Below are 16681 nucleotides of genomic sequence, written 5' to 3' on the forward strand. Positions count from 1 at the left end.
ATCATTCTCCTTCTCCCGGAGAATGAGGAAACCCGGGGTGAATTTTTGCCCCGGCTTTGCCTGCTTGACTCTCTGACCACAGTTCGTATTCTATCCAATATGGCAAAAAGAAAATACCGAAACGGACTATCGCTTTTCGGTTATTCCATTTTTCATCCGATCAATCTGTTTTTAATCGCAAACGTCCTCATTTATATTCTTCAGCTTTTTGCCGGTGGAACCGGAATCTTGGAATACTACTTCGCGTTAACCCCTTCTCGGGTTTTTCACGGTTATTACTGGCAGATTTTTTCATACGGATTTTTACACGAGGCGTATGGAACTCCTTTCATTCATCTTTTTTTCAACATGTATGTTTTCGTAATGTTCGGCGGTCTGATTTGTAAATACATTCCCGCTTGGAAGTTTACGATCGTATACGTCGCGTCCATCCTGATGGGCGGCATCGCCGTTTTACTCGCGCCCTTGTTCGTCGAAGTTTTGGGAATTCATTATCCCATGGATCTTTTTCAGACGACCACGCTCGGAGCGAGCGGAGGAGTTACGGGCATTCTCGTTTTATTCGGAATTCTTTTTCCCGAAACCGAAGTCTTTCTGATCTTTTTTAGAATGAAGGCCCGTTATGCGGCTTGGATCTTCGTGGGCGGCGGATTTGTCGCGGACGTCATTTCGGTTTATTATTTCCATTCTCCCTTTGTGGTGAGCAACTCCTGTCATTTGGGCGGAGCGGTGGGAGCGACCCTGGTCGCGCCTTGGATTTTAAAGGGGAATTTTTTCGACTCCGGAAATATCTTTCCAAAACCGGAAATCAAAGAGGAACCTTCGCCGAAACCGCAAAGCCGTTCCTTGTCCGAGGATTTGGATTCTCAAACCAGAAAGAACCGAGATCTGTTAGGCGAACTTGCAAGGAAGAATTCCTTTTCGGAGAAGGAAACATTTCTGACTCCTTTGCAACAAACGAACGTGAATTTATGTCCTCCGCCGACCTTCCAGCCCGAGGATCCTTTTTGTCTACGTTGTGAGTGGCTTCCGAATTGTTCCTTACGCAAGTTGAGAATGGATCAAGAATCAGGTAATTAATTGTTTCCAAATTCCTTTTTTGCCCGACACGATTAAAAGATACTTTTTTTATAATAAAATCCGTCTTATAAAGTGTTAGTACTAGAAGGGAGAAGGAATTCTTCCGATAAGAAGTTATAGATAAACGAATTCAAAGATAGGGTGTGATCGTGACTCAGAATAAAAAGAGCGCTTTGTTTGATATCTTAAAACGCGAAAAACTCGAGAAGCTGTTGAAGAAGGATTCTTCTCCGAAAACGAGCGCGCCGAAAGAATCTTCCTCCGCTCCCGCCGATGCGACTTCCGAAAAAACTTCGGATAAAAAGGATTCGCAGGTTTCCAAAATCTACAAGGCCATGGACGAGGTGAAACTCGATATCCGTTATTATTTTTTAGAGGACGAATACAGGGACAAGATCGCCGCGATTTATATGAAAAGCGAGGCCCAGTTGGACAGACTCGGGATCGAACCCAGAAAGTATTTGGATTACGCCCGAGAAAGTTTCGATCGTTACAAACAACTCGATAAAAAGATGCCTCTCGAACCGATGAACAAAAAATCCTGGGATCACGTCGAAAAAAGTTTAAACGAACTGATCTCGAAACTTTTGGAAAAGTTCGTTAAATAAAATCGATTTCCAGAATCGATCGGAGTTCGCCGAACTCATAAAAAAAGCCGCAATCGCTTGCGGCTTTTTTAATACTTTAAAAAATTCTAAACTAAGATCAGTTGAAGAATCTTTTGTTCGCTTCTTCCGGAATGGAAATTCCCGTAAGTTTCGCTTTTTGAATGATTTCCCAGAAGTATCTGTAAGTCGCACGGTCGTGAAGATCGCCCGCGTATTGGATCGGTCCCCATTCCGCGTTTTGCGCTTGGATGAGAATTTCCGCTGCGGTTTGAACTTCGCTGTAATCCGGAGCCATCGCGTCGAGGATCGCTTGGATCTGAGTCGGGTAGATGGACCACATTCTTAAGAAACCGAAATCGTCATGGGCGCGTTTTGCGTCCTTGTAAGTTTGATACTGATTTTTAAGATCGAGGGTTACGTTGTGCGCCGGAATCACTCCGTTTGCAAGAGCGGCCGCAACGAGGTTCGCCTTTCCTCTTCTTAAAAGTTCGTGATCGAACTGACCCGGGCTTTTCATACAAGAAGCGGGAATCGCTCCGTGGTGTCCCGAGATGAAGTCCATTAAACCGAAGTCAAGAACTTGCAACCAAGGAAGAGCCGCGATCTTTTCGATTTCTTGAAGAGCTCCGTTGGTTTCGATCAATACGTGAATCGGAATTTCTCTTTTGATTCCCGCTTTTTGAACCGCTTTTTGGATATAAGTGATCATTTCCTCAACCTGAGCCGCGCGGGTCGGTTTCGGAATGGTGATGTATGCGATTTTTTCTCCGGCTCCCGGAACGATGATGTCTACGTCTTGTTTCCAGAACGCGTTTGTGTAATCGTGAATTCTCACTCCGCTCATTTTGTGTTTGTTGAGCTCGCTGTTTTGAAGACGAACGATCAGTTCCGCGTGTTCTTTTTCTTTCCCGGTTTGTGCTCCGTCTTCGCAGTCCATAGTGATATCGAAAAGACCGCCGAGTTTGTTCTGGAGTTCTAACGCTTTTGTAATCAGCTTTTCGGAACCTGCGAAGTGTTCACAGGCAGGAATGATAGGGAAAGGCTTTTCTCCTTCGAAGAGCGCCTCTCTTGGATGAGTCAATTTAGACATAGAGATACCTTTTATTCTTATTTCGAGCCTGCAAGTGAGGGTGAAAAGGCTCTAAATACAGGTTTAGAAAGATGGGGCCTCTGGTAAACCGATTTTCCTGAGATCAAGCCTCAAGAAGTTTTAGAATGACCGCTTTTTGGGCGTCCAGACGATTCTCGGCTTGTTGAAAGATGATGGATTGGCGACTGAGAACCACGTCTCTTGTGATCTCGTAACCCGCGTGGATCGGCATATCGTGCATCACTTTTGCGTTTGTTTTTTCCATCAGGGAAGAATTGATCTGATAAGGCATCATCAATTCCATTCTCTGCTTCTTCTTATCCGAATATGAAGGATCGTTGAAGAATTCCATATCCAACCAAGTGTCCGTGTAAACGTAGTCCGCGTCCTTTACGGCCTTTTCAAGGTTGTTTTCCCAAGCGAGAGTGCCTTTGGATTTCGCTCTTTCCACGGTGGGTTCGTGTATGTTTTCTTTTTCCGCGATCGGAGTCGCGAGAGTAAGATGAATTCCAAGAGCCGCAGTGATTCCGATGAGAGAATTGACGACGTTGTTGTGAACGCCGACGTAGGTCAGCCGGACTTCGTTTAACGGGCGCTCGGGTTTATCGAGTGCGATCGTCATTACGTCCGCAAGAGATTGACAAGGATGAAACATATTGTCGCAACCGTTGATGACCGGAACCTGAGAACCGTTCTTCATGGAAAGAAGATCCTCGTGTTTTTTCAAACGGGCCATGATGACGGAAACGTTTCTGGAAAGATAACGCGCTTCCAGATCGATATCGGAAAGTTGAAAGTTAGACGCCATCCAATCCAAATAGATTCCGTGACCTCCCATTTCGGTCATCGCGACTTCGAAGGAAACCCTGGTTCTTGTGGATGTTTTCTGAAAGAGCATCGCTAGGGAGCGACCGCTGAGATGTCCCGCGTAATTGACGCGATTCTTCTTTACGTGGATCGCAAAGTGGAGCAGATCCAAAATCTCGGAATCCGACCAATCTTCCCAGGAAATGAGATGTTTCACGTTACTTTCAGACATACGACTTTATGTACAGAAAACAAAACGGAACCTGTTTCGTAAATGAAAATAGCTAAGCGCCGACCCGTAGGAATACGTTCGTGAACTTAAAAAATAGGGGCTTGAAAGCCCCATAGAGGTTCATGGTTTTTCGGGGATAAATGCGATGGAGAAACCGAGCGCACTCGGCAAACTTAGTTTAGCTCGGTGAACTCAAGCGCCGTCGAAACTCAGCGGATCTTATCTCTAAACTCAAATCTCACTTCCTATAAGTCGTTCGATAGATCGGCATCCAGGTCGCGAGGGCGGGACAAATATCAAAGGTAAGAATTTAAGATCAGGACGCGAGTTCTAGAGCGATCAGTAAATCGGGAAAGCGAGTCCTTTGGGTGAATAGAATTCCGAGAATAAATCCTTTTCCGTCGGGACGAGCCACCTGTCTTTGAAGACTTCCTTGAAAACGAAACTGAAGATTCAAACCGGGAGAATCGATCTGACCGCTCACGGGAGAACCTTGGAGAAGGTTCAATTCTTCCGTGGAGGAAATCGTAATTCCTTCTTCCTTGAGTTTTAGAATTTCGAACGAATCTTTGAGTCCGTCTATTTGTAATTTTAATCTTTGAAGATCTCTTGATGGGCTAAGGGGAATCCCTTCCATACGTTCACCTGTCCTTTGAATCTGGGGAGAATATAGAGCATTCCTATTACATTCGATTTACCCGAACAATACGAACGGGTAAAAAGGTCGGTTTAATTGCTGACAGTCGGCTTCGGAAAGAAAACTTGGAAAGAGGGCGGAACAAAGCAGTGAGCGAGACAGTAGCACAAAAACCGAATCAATCCATCGAGGAAGAAACTCGAAGAAGGAGAACCTTCGCGATCATCGCTCACCCCGACGCGGGTAAAACGACTCTTACCGAAAAACTTCTTTTATACGGAGGTGCGATCCAACTCGCGGGAGCCGTTAAGGCGCGTAAGAATCGTAAGGCCGCAACCTCCGACTGGATGGAGATGGAAAAGGAAAAAGGGATTTCCATCACTTCCGCCGCGCTTCAGTTCGAATACAGCGGACATGTTCTCAATTTATTGGATACTCCCGGTCACGAAGATTTTTCCGAAGACACGTATCGAACCTTGATCGCCGCCGATACTGCGGTGATGGTGCTCGACGCGGGGAAAGGGGTGGAACCTCAGACGATCAAACTCTTTAAGGTTTGTAGGGATCGTGGAATTCCGATCGTAACGTTCATCAACAAGATGGACAGACCGACTAAAAATCTTTTCGTTCTTTTGGACGAGATCGAAAAGGTGCTCGGCATCGCCGCGGTTCCTATGGTATGGCCGATCGGAACCGGAGTGGATTTCAGCGGAGTGTATTCCCGCAAAGACAAGTCCATTCTTACCTATGATAAAACTCCGGGAGGAAGTCAGAAGTCTTCCTTTCAAACCTCGGGCGTCAACGATCCAGAACTCGATTCCCGTTTTGAAGACTGGGTCATCAAATCCTTTCGGGAAGAATTGGAACTCGTTGAAGGCGGAATTTCGGAATTCAGTCAGGAAGATTTTTTGGAATCGAAAATCACTCCGGTCTTTTTCGGTTCCGCCGTGAACAACTTCGGAATTCAATTGTTTCTCGACGAATTTATCAAGATCGCTCCACCTCCGTTATTCTTTCCTTTGAAGGACGGTTCCCGTTTGGATCCGATCACAACTCCGTTCAGCGGATTTATCTTTAAGGTTCAGGCGAACATGAACCGTCAACATCGGGATCGAATCGCTTTCTTACGCGTGACCTCGGGCAAGTTTGAAAGAGGGCTTAACGTGCTTCACGGAAGACTCGGCAAGTCCGTAAAACTTTCTTCTTCCTTTGCGTTTTTCGGTCAGGATCGAAACACCGTAGACGAAGCGTATCCGGGCGATATCATCGGGCTTGTCAATCCGGGAACGTATGCGATCGGAGATATCGTCGCGACTTCGAAGGTTCCCGATCTCAAAGGACTTCCCGTGTTTGCACCGGAGTTGTTCGCTACGATTTCCTCTTCCGATACGGCGAGTATGAAAAGTTTTCGAAAAGGAATCGACCAGCTTGCGGAAGAGGGGATTCTTCATTTGTTTTCTTCTCAGACGATCGGGGGAGGTTTACCGATCATCGGCGCGATGGGCCAACTTCAGTTCGAGGTTTTTCGAAGGAGACTTTTAGACGAATACAACGCTCCTTCCACGATCACCATTCTTCCTTACGCGATTTCTTGTTGGATCGGCCAAGAGGATCTGGCGAAGGTTCCTTCTTCCGCAAACCTGGTTACGGACCGAGGCGGACGCGCGGCGCTTTTGTTTGATACGGAATGGGACAAGGGCTACTTTCAAAAGAAGAATCCGGAGATAACCCTTTTGGATTATCCTCCGAGCGCTTGATTCCGATCGATCGTTCAGAATCTAAATTTTGCTTTTTTAAAAAAGTCATCTGCGTGGTAAGAATCCGATTCTTTTCGGAGTCATACATTCTGTATTTGCACCAGATGTCTTTGAGGCGAAGAGACTTTCGAAGTCACTTCGCCTGTTTTTTTGTACGGATGAGAAGTTCGAATCTTATTTTGAAAGGTTCCATTCGATTGAAAACGACGTCTTGATCCACTCACGTAAGAATCAACTTTATGCGTTATGCGGATTTTAGAAACTCACGAATTTCATTTTGCGCGGACCGATTGCGATGGTATTTCGCTTGGTTTTGGATGTTCGAAAAAGCGAGCGCAAAATCTTTTTCTCCGATCGATTGAATGAGATATCCCTCTTTCCAAAATTTCTTTTTTCCTAAGACTCGGGAAGAATATCCCTTCAAATGTCTCACCGTGTTGGAAATTGTAATCGTCGGGGGAATGGAAAGTAGCACATGAATGTGATTCTTGAATCCGTTTACCAAATACAATTTCAGATTCAATTCTTCCGCTTTTTCGCGGAAAAGAATTCGAATCCGTATGATGAGTAACGGATTCAACCACGGGTTGTACGATTTCGTGGCGAACATCAAGTGATAATCGTTTCGATATTCGGAATGCGTGAGACGTGATTTTCTTTTTATTTTGTCGAGCTTGATAATTTTCATCGAGACCTCCCGGACTTGAAGTCCCAACCCATTCGAATAAAACGATAAAGTCAACGAGATGCACGCTTTGTTTCAAAGAATTTTCAAAACTTTCTCCTTTTGCGCAAATTTTGCGATCTATGGGAGAAATAAACTTTTGTCTTTGAAAAACGAAAGCGACCTATTGAAAGTCCGTTAAAAAATCCGAATTTGCGATTTAGAAATCTGGATTCGATTTCACAGAAAAGAATGAGCTCCTACATTTTTCAAAGGAGGCGGACCGAAATCGATGCAAAACAAAAAAGCCGGGTTTGAAAGCCCGGCTTTTTAGGATCTTTTCGAAGCCCGCGGTCTTGTACGCCGCGCGGCTTTAAAAAGAATCTACTTTCAGTAATTCTAAATTAGAATTCGTTACTGGAGGTTATCCGCAACCAACTCCGCAATGTCTTTTACCTTTACTTCTTCGATCTTTCCTTCGTGTTTTACCCCGTCGGTAATCATGGTCACGCAGAAAGGACAAGCCGTTGCGATCGTGGTCGCTCCGGTATCCAGAAGTTGTTTGGTTCTCTTGACGTTGACACGGTCGTTGTTTTGCTCTTCCATCCACATCTGAGCTCCACCGGCTCCACAACAAAGCCCCTTTGTGTGGTGATCGGAAGGTTCGGCGAGTTTTCCACCGGCAACTTTTTTAACCACGTCTCTCGGGTTTTCGTAGTTGTCGTTGTAACGGCCGATGTAGCAGGAATCGTGATACGTGTATTTTCCGGAAGAAGCGTCTTCCGCGGTTTTCACGTCGAGTTTTTTGTCCTTAACAAGTTCGTTGATGAACTCGGAGTGGTGAACCACTTCGAAGTTTCCGCCGAACTGAGGATATTCGTTTTTGATTGTGTTGTAGCAGTGTGGACAAGCGGTTACCACTTTTTTCACGTTGTATCCGTTCATCGTGTCCACGTTCGCTTGTGCGAGGGTTTGGTAGAGATATTCGTTACCGCCTCTTCTCGCTGAGTCTCCGGAACAGTTTTCTTCGGTTCCGAGGATACCGAACTTCACGTCCGCCTTCTGGAGAATTTTTACGAAAGACTTAGCGATGCTTTTGTTTCTTTCGTCGAAAGCGCCCGCACATCCTACCCAATAAAGGACGTCTACGTTTGCGTCTTCCGCCATGGTTTTAACGCCAAGACCTTCCGCCCAATCCGCTCTTGTGTGAGCTCCAACGCCCCAAGGGTTCGAGTTGTTTTCCATGTTTACGAATGCGTTTTGCAATTCCACAGGGAACTTGGATTCCGCGAGAACCAAGTGTCTTCTCATTTCCATGATCGCGTTGACTTGGTTGTTTCCAACGGGACAAGCTTCCACGCAAGCGTAGCAAGTAGTGCAACCCCAAAGGGCTTCTTCCGAAAGACCTTCGTAGCTGTTGATGACTCCTGTGTCCAGAGCGGCAACTTTTTCAGCCGCGGCGGCCGCGTCGGATTCTTCGCTTCTGATCTTAGCGACTTCCGGCATTTTATCGAGAAGTGCATGTTTCAGATCCGCGATAATCATCTTAGGGTTCAGAACCTTTCCGGTTCTGTTTGCAGGACACTGAACTTGGCAACGACCGCATTCGATACAAGACATACCGTCGAGAAGGTTCGGCCAAGGAAAGTCTTCCACACGGTTCACACCCCAGACCACATTCTCATCTTCCAAGTTGATTTTGGAAAGAGCTCCTTTCGGAGTATCGGATTGAAGGAAGTAGTTGAACGGAGCGAAGATCAAGTGCGCGTGTTTGGAAGTCGGCACATAAAGCATGAATGCGAAAACGGAAAGAATGTGAGCCCACCACATAATCTGAACGACTAAGTCCGCAGTGGAATATTCCACACCGATCGATTTCCAAACGGCTCCGATTCCGACAGCGATAAAGGAAGCGTTTTCAGTAGGACTGTCGTAAACCGCTCCCACCGCTTTTGCGCCTTCGCCCAAAAGAGTGGAGATCATTAGAATGGAAATCATGGAGATTACGATTGCGGAAGCCGGAGAATGAACGTCCAGGCCTTTCGCTTTCTGAATCCATCTTCTCCAAGCAAAGAATCCGAGACCGATTAAAACAAGAATTGAAACGACTTGTACGATGGACTCGTAGAGATGTCCCGCGTGTTCTCCGAACAAGAAACCGACTAAGGAGAATTTATACGGATCATCCATTCCGTATCCGATCAGACCGGCGATCATCTGGCTTGTCGTGTGAATCGTATACGTTATGAAACCGTAAAAGACAAACGCGTGCATGATACCGCGGACAGGCTCTTTGAAATTCTTTTTCTGAAGAATTACGTTTTGAATAAAGCTATTGATTCGGAACGCCCAGTTCGGGTTTTCCAAAAAGTTTTCGGTTCCTGCGGCCTTTCTCGCGCTGAAAATCAGATTGAGGCGATAGAGAATCGCACGGATAAAAACTACATTCGCGATTACGAATAAGATGGTGAAGATTAGATGAAAGGCGATTTGTGAAATTGCCATATGGATGAGTTACCCTTTCTTGTGGATTGGTGAATGATTTACAGCATAGGAATCGAGAAGCTCCCTGTCGAGGAATTTTCAAATGAGAGGATCGAAGGTAGAACGATCGTTCTTGAGATTGAAACTCAACGATGAACTGGTCGGACCTACGCCGGAGCGTGGGAACTACAACATTCTCTCCAAAAACGAGCTTGCATCTATTTGAGACAAAGTCTCTTTTAGATAAGAATCACCTTCCCAAAGAATTCTTTCCTGAAAGCGAAACATCCGACGAGATCGAAAACGAGGTCGTCTTTGACCTACATAGACTCGAGGAAACTCGAAAAAAAGAAGATGCAAAATAAAGAATCAGTCCAAAGATTGAAGGGTGATCTTTTTTAAATTTCGCAACTCATAAGGAGCAACAGTGGCCTCTATCTTTTCATCTCAACCCACCGACAAGATTCTCGAAAAAGCCTTGGACGGAAATCGGATTTCTCCGGAGGAAGCTCTGACTCTGTATCGGGAAGGCGATCATCTCAAAATCATGGCGACGGCTCGTACTCTGAGAGAGAAAATTCTCCCGCATACATACGCGAGTTATACGATGTTTCGCGTCGTCAACTACACGAACTATTGCAACGTGGAATGTAGCTTTTGTTCCTTTATGGACGAGATCGGAAACGGTAAGGGTTACGTTCTTTCCGCCGAAGAAATTCTCGAGAAGATGGACTACGCGGTCGGAGAAGGCGCGGACCAAATGTTTCTCCAAGGCGGGGTTTATCCCGATCTTCCTTTCGATTATTATCTGAACGTAATCTCGTCGGTGAAAAAGAAATATCCGGACATGCACATCCGCGCGTTTTCTCCGGTGGAAATCATCAACTTGGAAAAGATCACCGGACTTCCTTTGAAGGAGGTCCTACAAATTCTGAAACAAGCGGGACTGGATTCGGTACCGGGTGCGGGAGCGGAAATTCTCACGGACAGAATGAGAAACATCATTTCTCCGAAAAAAGCGACCACGGAAGAATGGGTGCGCGCGATGGAAACCTGTCACGAAGCCGGACTTCCGGGAAGCGCGAACATCGTATTCGGCTCGGAAGAAACGCAGGAAGAAGTGATCGAACATCTAAGCGTTGTGCGAAATCTCCAAGATCGCACCGGCGGATTCTTATCCTTTATCCCTTGGACCTTTCAACCGCAGACAAAACGTTTTAAGGTGCGGGCCGTTTCCACGCAGGAATATCTCAAGGTCCTCGGAATCTGCCGGATTTTTCTGGATAATATTCCTCATATCGAAACTTCCGTGATGGTTCTCGGAAAAGGCGTCGGACAACTGGCGCTCACGAGCGGCGCGGACGATATATCTTCCGTAGTCATCGAGGAAAACGTGCTTCGTTCTTACGGACTCAAAACCGAAAAAGAAGCGATCAAGTTTTTAAAGGAAGGAGGGTTCGTTCCGAAACGAAGAGACCTTCTTTACAACTACGATCGATATAAGAATGAACTCGCGCAAACTCTTTGATTTCGGTTTGCGGATTCTAATTTCAGAGAAAGAAAGTTTTTAGAGGATAGGATGATCAAAATTATAAACTTTACACTGGTGTTTTTGATGGCGCTTGCGGCCTGTACCAAACAGATCCACGAAAGGGTTCATATGGATACGGGTGTGACCGTGGAAACCCTCGGACCTCATAAATACAAACTCGTCGCGATCGGCGGCGCTTCCTCAGCGTCCGTGGAAGAAAACGATCTATTCAAAATGAAGAATACTTCCTGTACCGCTGCCAAGTCCGTCGCGGCCAGAAAATTGGAAGAGTTAGAGCCGGAACAAAAGAACCGTCTTTTCTTTATGGAAGCGGTGACCACGCGGCATATTGACGACGGCGCGTATTGCGAAATTACGTATCACTACGAACTTCCCGTTCCTAAGAAACAGTAGTCGAAGACCCGGAAATTTCTTTCGGAAAATAACGAACGGGTTCGATAAAGGAAACCCGGTTTCGTCCTTTCTTTTTCGATTCGTAAAGAGCCGAGTCGATGGAATGATAGATATCGTCGAAACTGAATTCTTCCTCGGGCCCGAAGATACAAGCCCCGATCGAAACGGTGATCTTTACCGGTTCGCCGTTTTTGGTCCGATACGAAAGTTCCTTTTCCGCGACGTCCGTTCTCAACTTTTCGCAGAGAAGCGCGAGATCTTCCTTTTTGATCGCGTCGAGAAGAATACAAAATTCGTCCCCTCCGATTCTCGAACAGATGTCCGTCGCCCTGACTCTTTGTTTCATCACTTCGGAAATCGATCTCAACGCGGAATCTCCCGCCAAATGTCCGTACGAATCGTTGATCTCTTTCAGATAATCCATATCAAGAATGATCATCGCGAGGGAGAATTTATAACGTTGCGCTCTCTTTAAAAAAAGTTCGAACTGTTCGATCAGATATCTACGATTGTAAAGTCTCGTGAGTTCGTCCACCTTCGAGATCTTTTCGATCTGAATGTTCTTATCCCGAAGTTTGCTCACCGCTTTTTGGAGTTTTTTCTTGGCGCGGTGATCCATCACCCTCCAAAAATTGATGAGAAGATTTCCGAACACGCCCGTAAAAAGATAAATCAGAACGTTTGCGAAGTCGTGTTGCAAGGCTTTCGCGTTGCCCGTAAGAGTCGTACACAAAACCAAAGAAAAATAGAAGAGCGCGTTGAAAAAAATCACCGTGGTTCCCGTGAACCAAAGAAGAATGTTCCCGCTCACGACCAAGGTCGTATAAAAATGGAAGTAAAGACCCATTCTTTCCGAATCCAAAAAGACGTAAGGGAGAATGGAAAACACGATCGCACCCGAGGAAAGAATGCTATATCGTTCGATTCTCTTACGAAAAAAAGTTTTCCATTTTATAAGTAGAAATGCGAAAAAACTGGAAAGCCCAACGACCGTTAATCGCGAATAAACCAGGATCCGATTTTCTTCTCCGAGAGGGGATGCGCCGTCCGGAACCAAAGCAGAAAGAATGCTGATCCCGACGCAGAAAAAAAAGTAGATCACGGTCGCCCTTCGGATATCGGGCTGGTAGATTCTCAGATAATCGTCGGGAAACGGATTGAAAAAAACTCTCCGAGCGAGGAGTTTTATTTTTTGATTGTTGCCCAATGAGAATCTCATGTGTTTTGCAAAGGATCGGAAAGGATCTCGCTCCCCATTTTAAAAACGGTTCTGTTTAAACAATCAGGATTTACAATCCCGATTGCGACGATTCCTTCGGTTTGCCTCTACTCGTTGTTTGACGATTAAAAAACGACGATCTTTCTAGGGTTTTTGGTAAGAAGAGTGGGTAACGGCATTCCTTCTCCGCCGAGAGAACGTACGAATTTTCCGTTGATTCTGAGCTGAACTCCCCGAATCGGAAGGTTTTCGATCAGACTGTATGTGAGCTGGTCGATTCTATCCTTTAAAATTTCCGGACCCGCGCCTTTTTCCAAATCGTTGCTCAGGGAAAGTTTGAGAACTCCGTCCTCGATTCTATAATCTCCGTCGTAACGCAGACCTTGCGGAATCGAGTTTAAGATTCCCTGATCCTTTTCCTGAGAAACCGGTCCCGCGATCAGGGAGTTTAACACGAGTTTGACCCGATCTCCTCCCTTGGAAAGTCGTAAGACCTTTACGAGTCTGGAATGGCTTTTGCTTCCTTTGCCGTAGAACTTTAAGAAGTATAAGGACAATTCTCCCTTATCCGAAGGAACGGGCGTCGTCGCCGCGGAAGAATGAGCTTCGGATTCTTTTTCCGAATGCGAAGACGAAACCGGAGGTTCCACCACGGGAACGAGATTGTCTTCGTTCAAATCCTCTTCGATCGCGTTCGAGTTATCGGACGAGGTTTGTACGTCTCCGTTCTGAAGAAGTTCTCCGAGAATTTCATCCTCGGCTTGATCCATCATTTCTTTGTGGTTCAGATTTCCTTTCGAAGAAGAAGGGGATTCGACTCCCATCTTACCGATGTTTCTAAAACCTTGAAACCCCGAGGCGGAAAGGGAAAATCCGGACCCTGTGCTTTTATCCAAAAGCACTAACGTAAAAATAATTCCGGTGAGAATGAAGATTAGATTTTTTCTTTTTTCGGAATCCGGCACACTCTCATTTTCGGAAAAAAACGAGATTCTATGCAGGCAAAAATCTACAGGATTGCGGTCAGATCCGAAAGGTTTTTGAGCTCGACTTCGAAATCCGGGATTTCTCCGGCGGGGGCGTGCCCGTACGCGCAAAAGGCAAAGGGGCATCCGTTTTGACGGGCCGCTTCGTGATCCGAAAGTCTGTCTCCGATCATGAGAATTTTATCCGGTTCCAAACCGTAGAGTTTTACGTATTCCTTTAAAATTCCGCCCTTGGTTTTGATCCGTTCGTTGTCTAGGACCAAAATCGGATCGAAGAAGGGAAGAACTCCCGCGACTTCCAAGATCGTTTCGACATAGGCTCTGCGTCCGTTGGAGGCGGCCAAAATTCGAAAACCTTTTCTCGAAAGCGTTTCGATGGTTTCTTTTACGGCGGGGTAGAATTCTCCCTCGCCTTTGCGGATTCTTTCGCAGAGAAAACGCAAAACCGAATCGGAAATGCTATCTCTTTGTTCCTCGGTGAGCTGGGGCAAAAGATTGATAAAGATGGTCTTGACCGGTTTTCCGATTTCCATCATGATTCTTTCGCGAGAAGGAAGTTCGATCGGGATTCCCGAGGTTTTTGAAAAATTAGAGATCGAATCTCTGTAAACTTCGAGTATGATTTCTTCGGAGGAAAACAAGGTTCCGTCCACGTCGAATGCAAGAGCTTGCAGGGAATCGCCGGAAAATTCAGTCATCGAAGGACAGTTTCTGAAAACGGGTCGTTTTGGCATTTTCTTTTTCCCTTTGCTTGATTTTCCTCGGACGCGGAGAAAATAGGAAGAACCTCTTATGAAGACTTCGGACCCGAATTCGATCGAACTCCCATCCTCGGGAGAATGTTTGACCCGCAGGTCCGAATTGTTTTCTTCCTTTGACTGGACCGATTACAAGGCGCAGTTGCAGCATAGAGTCAAAGGTTCCGATCTCGGACGTTACTTCGTATTAACGGAAAGCGAAAAAATCGGAATCGAAGACACGATTCGGCTCAACGTTTCGGCGACGCCATATTACATTTCTCTTACGAACCCGGAGGATCCGAACGATCCCATCCGAAAGATGATCATTCCGAGAGAAGCGGAATCCGTTTTTTCACCGGAAGAATCCCCCGATCCTTTGCACGAGGAAAGATTGTCTCCCGTAAAAGGGCTGACTCATATGTATCCGGATCGTGTTCTTCTTTTTACCAATCACGAATGTTCCGTGTATTGCAGACATTGTATGAGAGGACGTAAGGTTTCCGATTCCAAGGAAAGAATGCTCACGACGGATTTGGAAGCGGCCTTCGATTATATCGAATCGCATCCCGAGATTTCCGATGTCGTATTATCGGGAGGAGATCCGTTGAATCTTTCCGATTCCAAGATCGATTGGATTTTGGAAAGGTTGGAAAGAATCGATCACGTAAAAATCTGCAGACTCGGAACGAGAAACCCGGTCACTCTTCCGTTTCGAATCACATCCGAACTTTGTAATATCATCGAATCGCACAACACCGATCGACTTTCGATCTTCTGCAACACTCAGTTCAATCACGCCAGAGAATGTACGTCCGAGGCCAAAGAGGCGGTCCTAAAACTTTTGAAGGCCGGGGTCAGCGTCGGAAACCAATGTGTTCTTTTAAAAGGAATCAACGATTCCGGCGAAACTATGTTAGAACTTCATAAAAAGCTGTTGGAGTTGCGAATCCGCGCCTATTATATGTACGATCCGGAATTGATTCCGGGTTCGAGAGGATTTAGAACTCCTCTCGCAAAGGGAATCGAAATCATCTCCTATATGCGCGGAAAAATCGGAGGAATGGGAATTCCTTCCTTTGTGAACGATCTTCCCGGAGGCGGAGGAAAGATCACGTTGACTCCGGATTGGTATCTCGGTTTTTACAAACCGGAAAGAATGCACGTATTCCGTTCCGCGTTACGCGGAACCTATCACTTAAGCCCCGAACCTCCCGATTCGACGATGGAGGATTTTTATCCTTCGCTTTCCTCCGAAATCTGGGAGAGAATTTCACCGAACGCATTCGGAGCCAAAGAGAAAAAGTTTTTATGAACAAGGACGAAGGCAAAGGAAAGAATTTGCCGACTTCGGATCGAAGCGGAAGTCCGCGAAACGATTCGATTCCTACGGTTCTTGTCTACGCCGATCTTCACGAGTTCGAGGGAGAATTCCCGGAAATCTACAAACAGGAATGGGAATCCGCCAAATCCGTAAACGCGATCCTAAAATTGTTAAACGAACTTGGAGAAAATACGGAAACCGTTTTTACTCCCGAAGAACTTTCCAAAAATATAATGCGTTATTCCGACTTGGAGTTTCGGGAACGCCCCGTTCTGTTTCATCTGATGGAGGGTTTTCGTTCCAGAAATCGAGAGGCTTTGATCCCCGCGGTCGCGGAGATGTTCGGTTTTCCCCATACCGGATCGGACGCATACGCGCAAAACGTTTCTTTGGATAAGAATCTTACGAGGCTCTTTGCCGATTCGATCGGAGTTCCCACGGCGCCCGGATTTCGGATCCCATCGTCCTTAGACTTTGCGGTTCCCCAAGGATTCTCCTTTCCCGGTTTTTTAAAACCCGCCGGAGAAGGTTCCAGCCTCGGAATCGGGGAAGAAAGCGTCGTAGCCGACGAAAAGGATCTGCGTTCCAAGTTGTCCGTTAAACCTCCCGAATTTTTTCCGTATCTTTTGGAGGAATACTTAACAGGATTTGAATATACGATTTCCGTAATGGGTTCAGAAATCCTAGGTTATCGCGCGAGTTCCGCGGGACGATTGGTCTTACAAGACGATCTAAAGGTGGAGGATGTATACGGGGAAAAAACGAAATCCAAAAGTGTTATGCCCGAGACTCTCGTTTTCGATTGTGAAAACGATCTGCAAACATTCCTTCAGGAACAAAGTCTTCTTCTTTGCAAATCTCTCGGAACCTCCGGTCCCGCAAGACTCGATTGGAAAACGGATTCCTTAGGGAATCCTTTCTTTTTGGAAATCAATCTGACCCCGGGTTTGTCGCCGTTTTATTCCACCTTTCCGATTTGTTATCGTCAGAGCTTGGGGGACGAAAAAACCTTGTTTCAAGAGATTTTAAAAATAGCCCGTTCGGATTTTGAAACCGATCGGTTCGCTTATTCCAAAAAGAAAATCGGAAATTTCTTAACTCGTATATAAGA

The 16681-nt window shown here is 45.9% G+C and carries 15 protein-coding genes; 7 read left to right on the top strand and 8 right to left on the bottom strand.

The features are described from left to right. Positions 1 to 99: 99 nt before the first annotated feature. Positions 100 to 1080, top strand: coding sequence for a rhomboid family intramembrane serine protease (locus LEP1GSC052_RS03195; protein WP_010574392.1), 981 nt, complete (start codon positions 100 to 102; stop codon positions 1078 to 1080). Between the two features lie 149 nt (positions 1081 to 1229). Continuing rightward, positions 1230 to 1688 carry an LIC11177 family protein gene (locus tag LEP1GSC052_RS03200; RefSeq protein WP_040913249.1) on the top strand — a complete coding sequence of 153 codons (459 nt, stop codon included), beginning with the start codon at positions 1230 to 1232 and terminating at the stop codon, positions 1686 to 1688. A 97-nt stretch (positions 1689 to 1785) separates the two neighbouring features. On the opposite strand, the gene LEP1GSC052_RS03205 is transcribed toward LEP1GSC052_RS03200, so the two are convergent. The 3 genes from LEP1GSC052_RS03205 to LEP1GSC052_RS03215 form a co-directional block, all read right to left on the bottom strand. Further along, positions 1786 to 2778, bottom strand: a complete 993-nt coding sequence (locus LEP1GSC052_RS03205) for an HpcH/HpaI aldolase/citrate lyase family protein (RefSeq protein WP_020986781.1) — start codon at positions 2776 to 2778, stop codon at positions 1786 to 1788. A gap of 103 nt (positions 2779 to 2881) precedes the next feature. Beyond that, positions 2882 to 3817: an ornithine carbamoyltransferase gene (locus LEP1GSC052_RS03210; protein ID WP_040912802.1), complete on the bottom strand. Its 936-nt coding sequence runs from the start codon at positions 3815 to 3817 to the stop codon at positions 2882 to 2884. Positions 3818 to 4133: 316 nt separating this feature from the next. Then, positions 4134 to 4454 carry a hypothetical protein gene (locus LEP1GSC052_RS03215; RefSeq protein ID WP_010574395.1) on the bottom strand — a complete coding sequence of 107 codons (321 nt, stop codon included), beginning with the start codon at positions 4452 to 4454 and terminating at the stop codon, positions 4134 to 4136. Positions 4455 to 4603: 149 nt separating this feature from the next. Between LEP1GSC052_RS03215 and LEP1GSC052_RS03220 the strand changes: the two genes are divergently transcribed. Next, the gene (locus tag LEP1GSC052_RS03220) at positions 4604 to 6211 is read left to right on the top strand and encodes a peptide chain release factor 3 (RefSeq protein ID WP_240631058.1); all 1608 of its coding nucleotides are present in this window, start codon (positions 4604 to 4606) and stop codon (positions 6209 to 6211) included. A 244-nt stretch (positions 6212 to 6455) separates the two neighbouring features. On the opposite strand, the gene tnpA is transcribed toward LEP1GSC052_RS03220, so the two are convergent. Both tnpA and LEP1GSC052_RS03235 read right to left on the bottom strand, forming a co-directional pair. Then, complete coding sequence (gene tnpA / locus LEP1GSC052_RS03230) at positions 6456 to 6899, bottom strand: IS200/IS605 family transposase (protein ID WP_010574396.1); 444 nt, start codon at positions 6897 to 6899, stop codon at positions 6456 to 6458. Positions 6900 to 7289: 390 nt separating this feature from the next. After that, positions 7290 to 9380, bottom strand: coding sequence for a heterodisulfide reductase-related iron-sulfur binding cluster (locus tag LEP1GSC052_RS03235; RefSeq protein ID WP_020986135.1), 2091 nt, complete (start codon positions 9378 to 9380; stop codon positions 7290 to 7292). A gap of 406 nt (positions 9381 to 9786) precedes the next feature. Between LEP1GSC052_RS03235 and mqnC the strand changes: the two genes are divergently transcribed. Beyond that, positions 9787 to 10887, top strand: coding sequence for a cyclic dehypoxanthinyl futalosine synthase (gene mqnC / locus LEP1GSC052_RS03240; RefSeq protein ID WP_020986206.1), 1101 nt, complete (start codon positions 9787 to 9789; stop codon positions 10885 to 10887). A gap of 51 nt (positions 10888 to 10938) precedes the next feature. Continuing rightward, positions 10939 to 11304, top strand: a complete 366-nt coding sequence (locus LEP1GSC052_RS03245) for an LIC11299 family lipoprotein (protein WP_010574399.1) — start codon at positions 10939 to 10941, stop codon at positions 11302 to 11304. On the opposite strand, the gene LEP1GSC052_RS03250 is transcribed toward LEP1GSC052_RS03245, so the two are convergent. The 3 genes from LEP1GSC052_RS03250 to LEP1GSC052_RS03260 all read right to left on the bottom strand — a co-directional run bounded on the left by LEP1GSC052_RS03250 (position 11291) and on the right by LEP1GSC052_RS03260 (position 14207). Next, positions 11291 to 12523: a GGDEF domain-containing protein gene (locus LEP1GSC052_RS03250; RefSeq protein WP_020985801.1), complete on the bottom strand. Its 1233-nt coding sequence runs from the start codon at positions 12521 to 12523 to the stop codon at positions 11291 to 11293. The two genes, LEP1GSC052_RS03245 and LEP1GSC052_RS03250, sit on opposite strands and share 14 nt — an antisense overlap. A gap of 125 nt (positions 12524 to 12648) precedes the next feature. Continuing rightward, positions 12649 to 13488 (bottom strand): GerMN domain-containing protein, encoded by an 840-nt coding sequence (locus LEP1GSC052_RS03255; protein ID WP_010574402.1) that lies wholly within the window; start codon positions 13486 to 13488, stop codon positions 12649 to 12651. A gap of 44 nt (positions 13489 to 13532) precedes the next feature. After that, positions 13533 to 14207 carry an HAD family hydrolase gene (locus LEP1GSC052_RS03260; protein ID WP_040913250.1) on the bottom strand — a complete coding sequence of 225 codons (675 nt, stop codon included), beginning with the start codon at positions 14205 to 14207 and terminating at the stop codon, positions 13533 to 13535. Positions 14208 to 14301: 94 nt separating this feature from the next. Between LEP1GSC052_RS03260 and LEP1GSC052_RS03265 the strand changes: the two genes are divergently transcribed. Together LEP1GSC052_RS03265 and LEP1GSC052_RS03270 are read left to right on the top strand one after the other, a co-directional pair. Next, positions 14302 to 15561, top strand: a complete 1260-nt coding sequence (locus tag LEP1GSC052_RS03265) for a KamA family radical SAM protein (RefSeq protein ID WP_010574404.1) — start codon at positions 14302 to 14304, stop codon at positions 15559 to 15561. Continuing rightward, entirely contained in the window at positions 15558 to 16679 is a 1122-nt protein-coding gene (locus LEP1GSC052_RS03270; protein WP_010574405.1) for a D-alanine--D-alanine ligase family protein, read from the top strand. Before LEP1GSC052_RS03265 ends, LEP1GSC052_RS03270 begins: the two co-directional genes overlap by 4 nt. Positions 16680 to 16681: the final 2 nt, after the last annotated feature.

Origin of the sequence: Leptospira kmetyi serovar Malaysia str. Bejo-Iso9 (assembly GCF_000243735.2) — a bacterium.
Lineage (GTDB): Bacteria > Spirochaetota > Leptospiria > Leptospirales > Leptospiraceae > Leptospira > Leptospira kmetyi.

What these genes read in the sequence shown, in the direction of transcription:
- LEP1GSC052_RS03195 (WP_010574392.1), top strand. Translation starts at nt 100, where the DNA reads ATGGCAAAAAGAAAATACCGAAACGGACTATCGCTTTTCGGTTATTCC.
- LEP1GSC052_RS03205 (WP_020986781.1), bottom strand. Translation starts at nt 2,778, where the DNA reads ATGTCTAAATTGACTCATCCAAGAGAGGCGCTCTTCGAAGGAGAAAAG.
- LEP1GSC052_RS03210 (WP_040912802.1), bottom strand. Translation starts at nt 3,817, where the DNA reads ATGTCTGAAAGTAACGTGAAACATCTCATTTCCTGGGAAGATTGGTCG.
- LEP1GSC052_RS03215 (WP_010574395.1), bottom strand. Translation starts at nt 4,454, where the DNA reads ATGGAAGGGATTCCCCTTAGCCCATCAAGAGATCTTCAAAGATTAAAA.
- tnpA (WP_010574396.1), bottom strand. Translation starts at nt 6,899, where the DNA reads ATGAAAATTATCAAGCTCGACAAAATAAAAAGAAAATCACGTCTCACG.
- LEP1GSC052_RS03235 (WP_020986135.1), bottom strand. Translation starts at nt 9,380, where the DNA reads ATGGCAATTTCACAAATCGCCTTTCATCTAATCTTCACCATCTTATTC.
- LEP1GSC052_RS03245 (WP_010574399.1), top strand. Translation starts at nt 10,939, where the DNA reads ATGATCAAAATTATAAACTTTACACTGGTGTTTTTGATGGCGCTTGCG.
- LEP1GSC052_RS03250 (WP_020985801.1), bottom strand. Translation starts at nt 12,523, where the DNA reads ATGAGATTCTCATTGGGCAACAATCAAAAAATAAAACTCCTCGCTCGG.
- LEP1GSC052_RS03260 (WP_040913250.1), bottom strand. Translation starts at nt 14,207, where the DNA reads ATGACTGAATTTTCCGGCGATTCCCTGCAAGCTCTTGCATTCGACGTG.
- LEP1GSC052_RS03265 (WP_010574404.1), top strand. Translation starts at nt 14,302, where the DNA reads ATGAAGACTTCGGACCCGAATTCGATCGAACTCCCATCCTCGGGAGAA.
- LEP1GSC052_RS03270 (WP_010574405.1), top strand. Translation starts at nt 15,558, where the DNA reads ATGAACAAGGACGAAGGCAAAGGAAAGAATTTGCCGACTTCGGATCGA.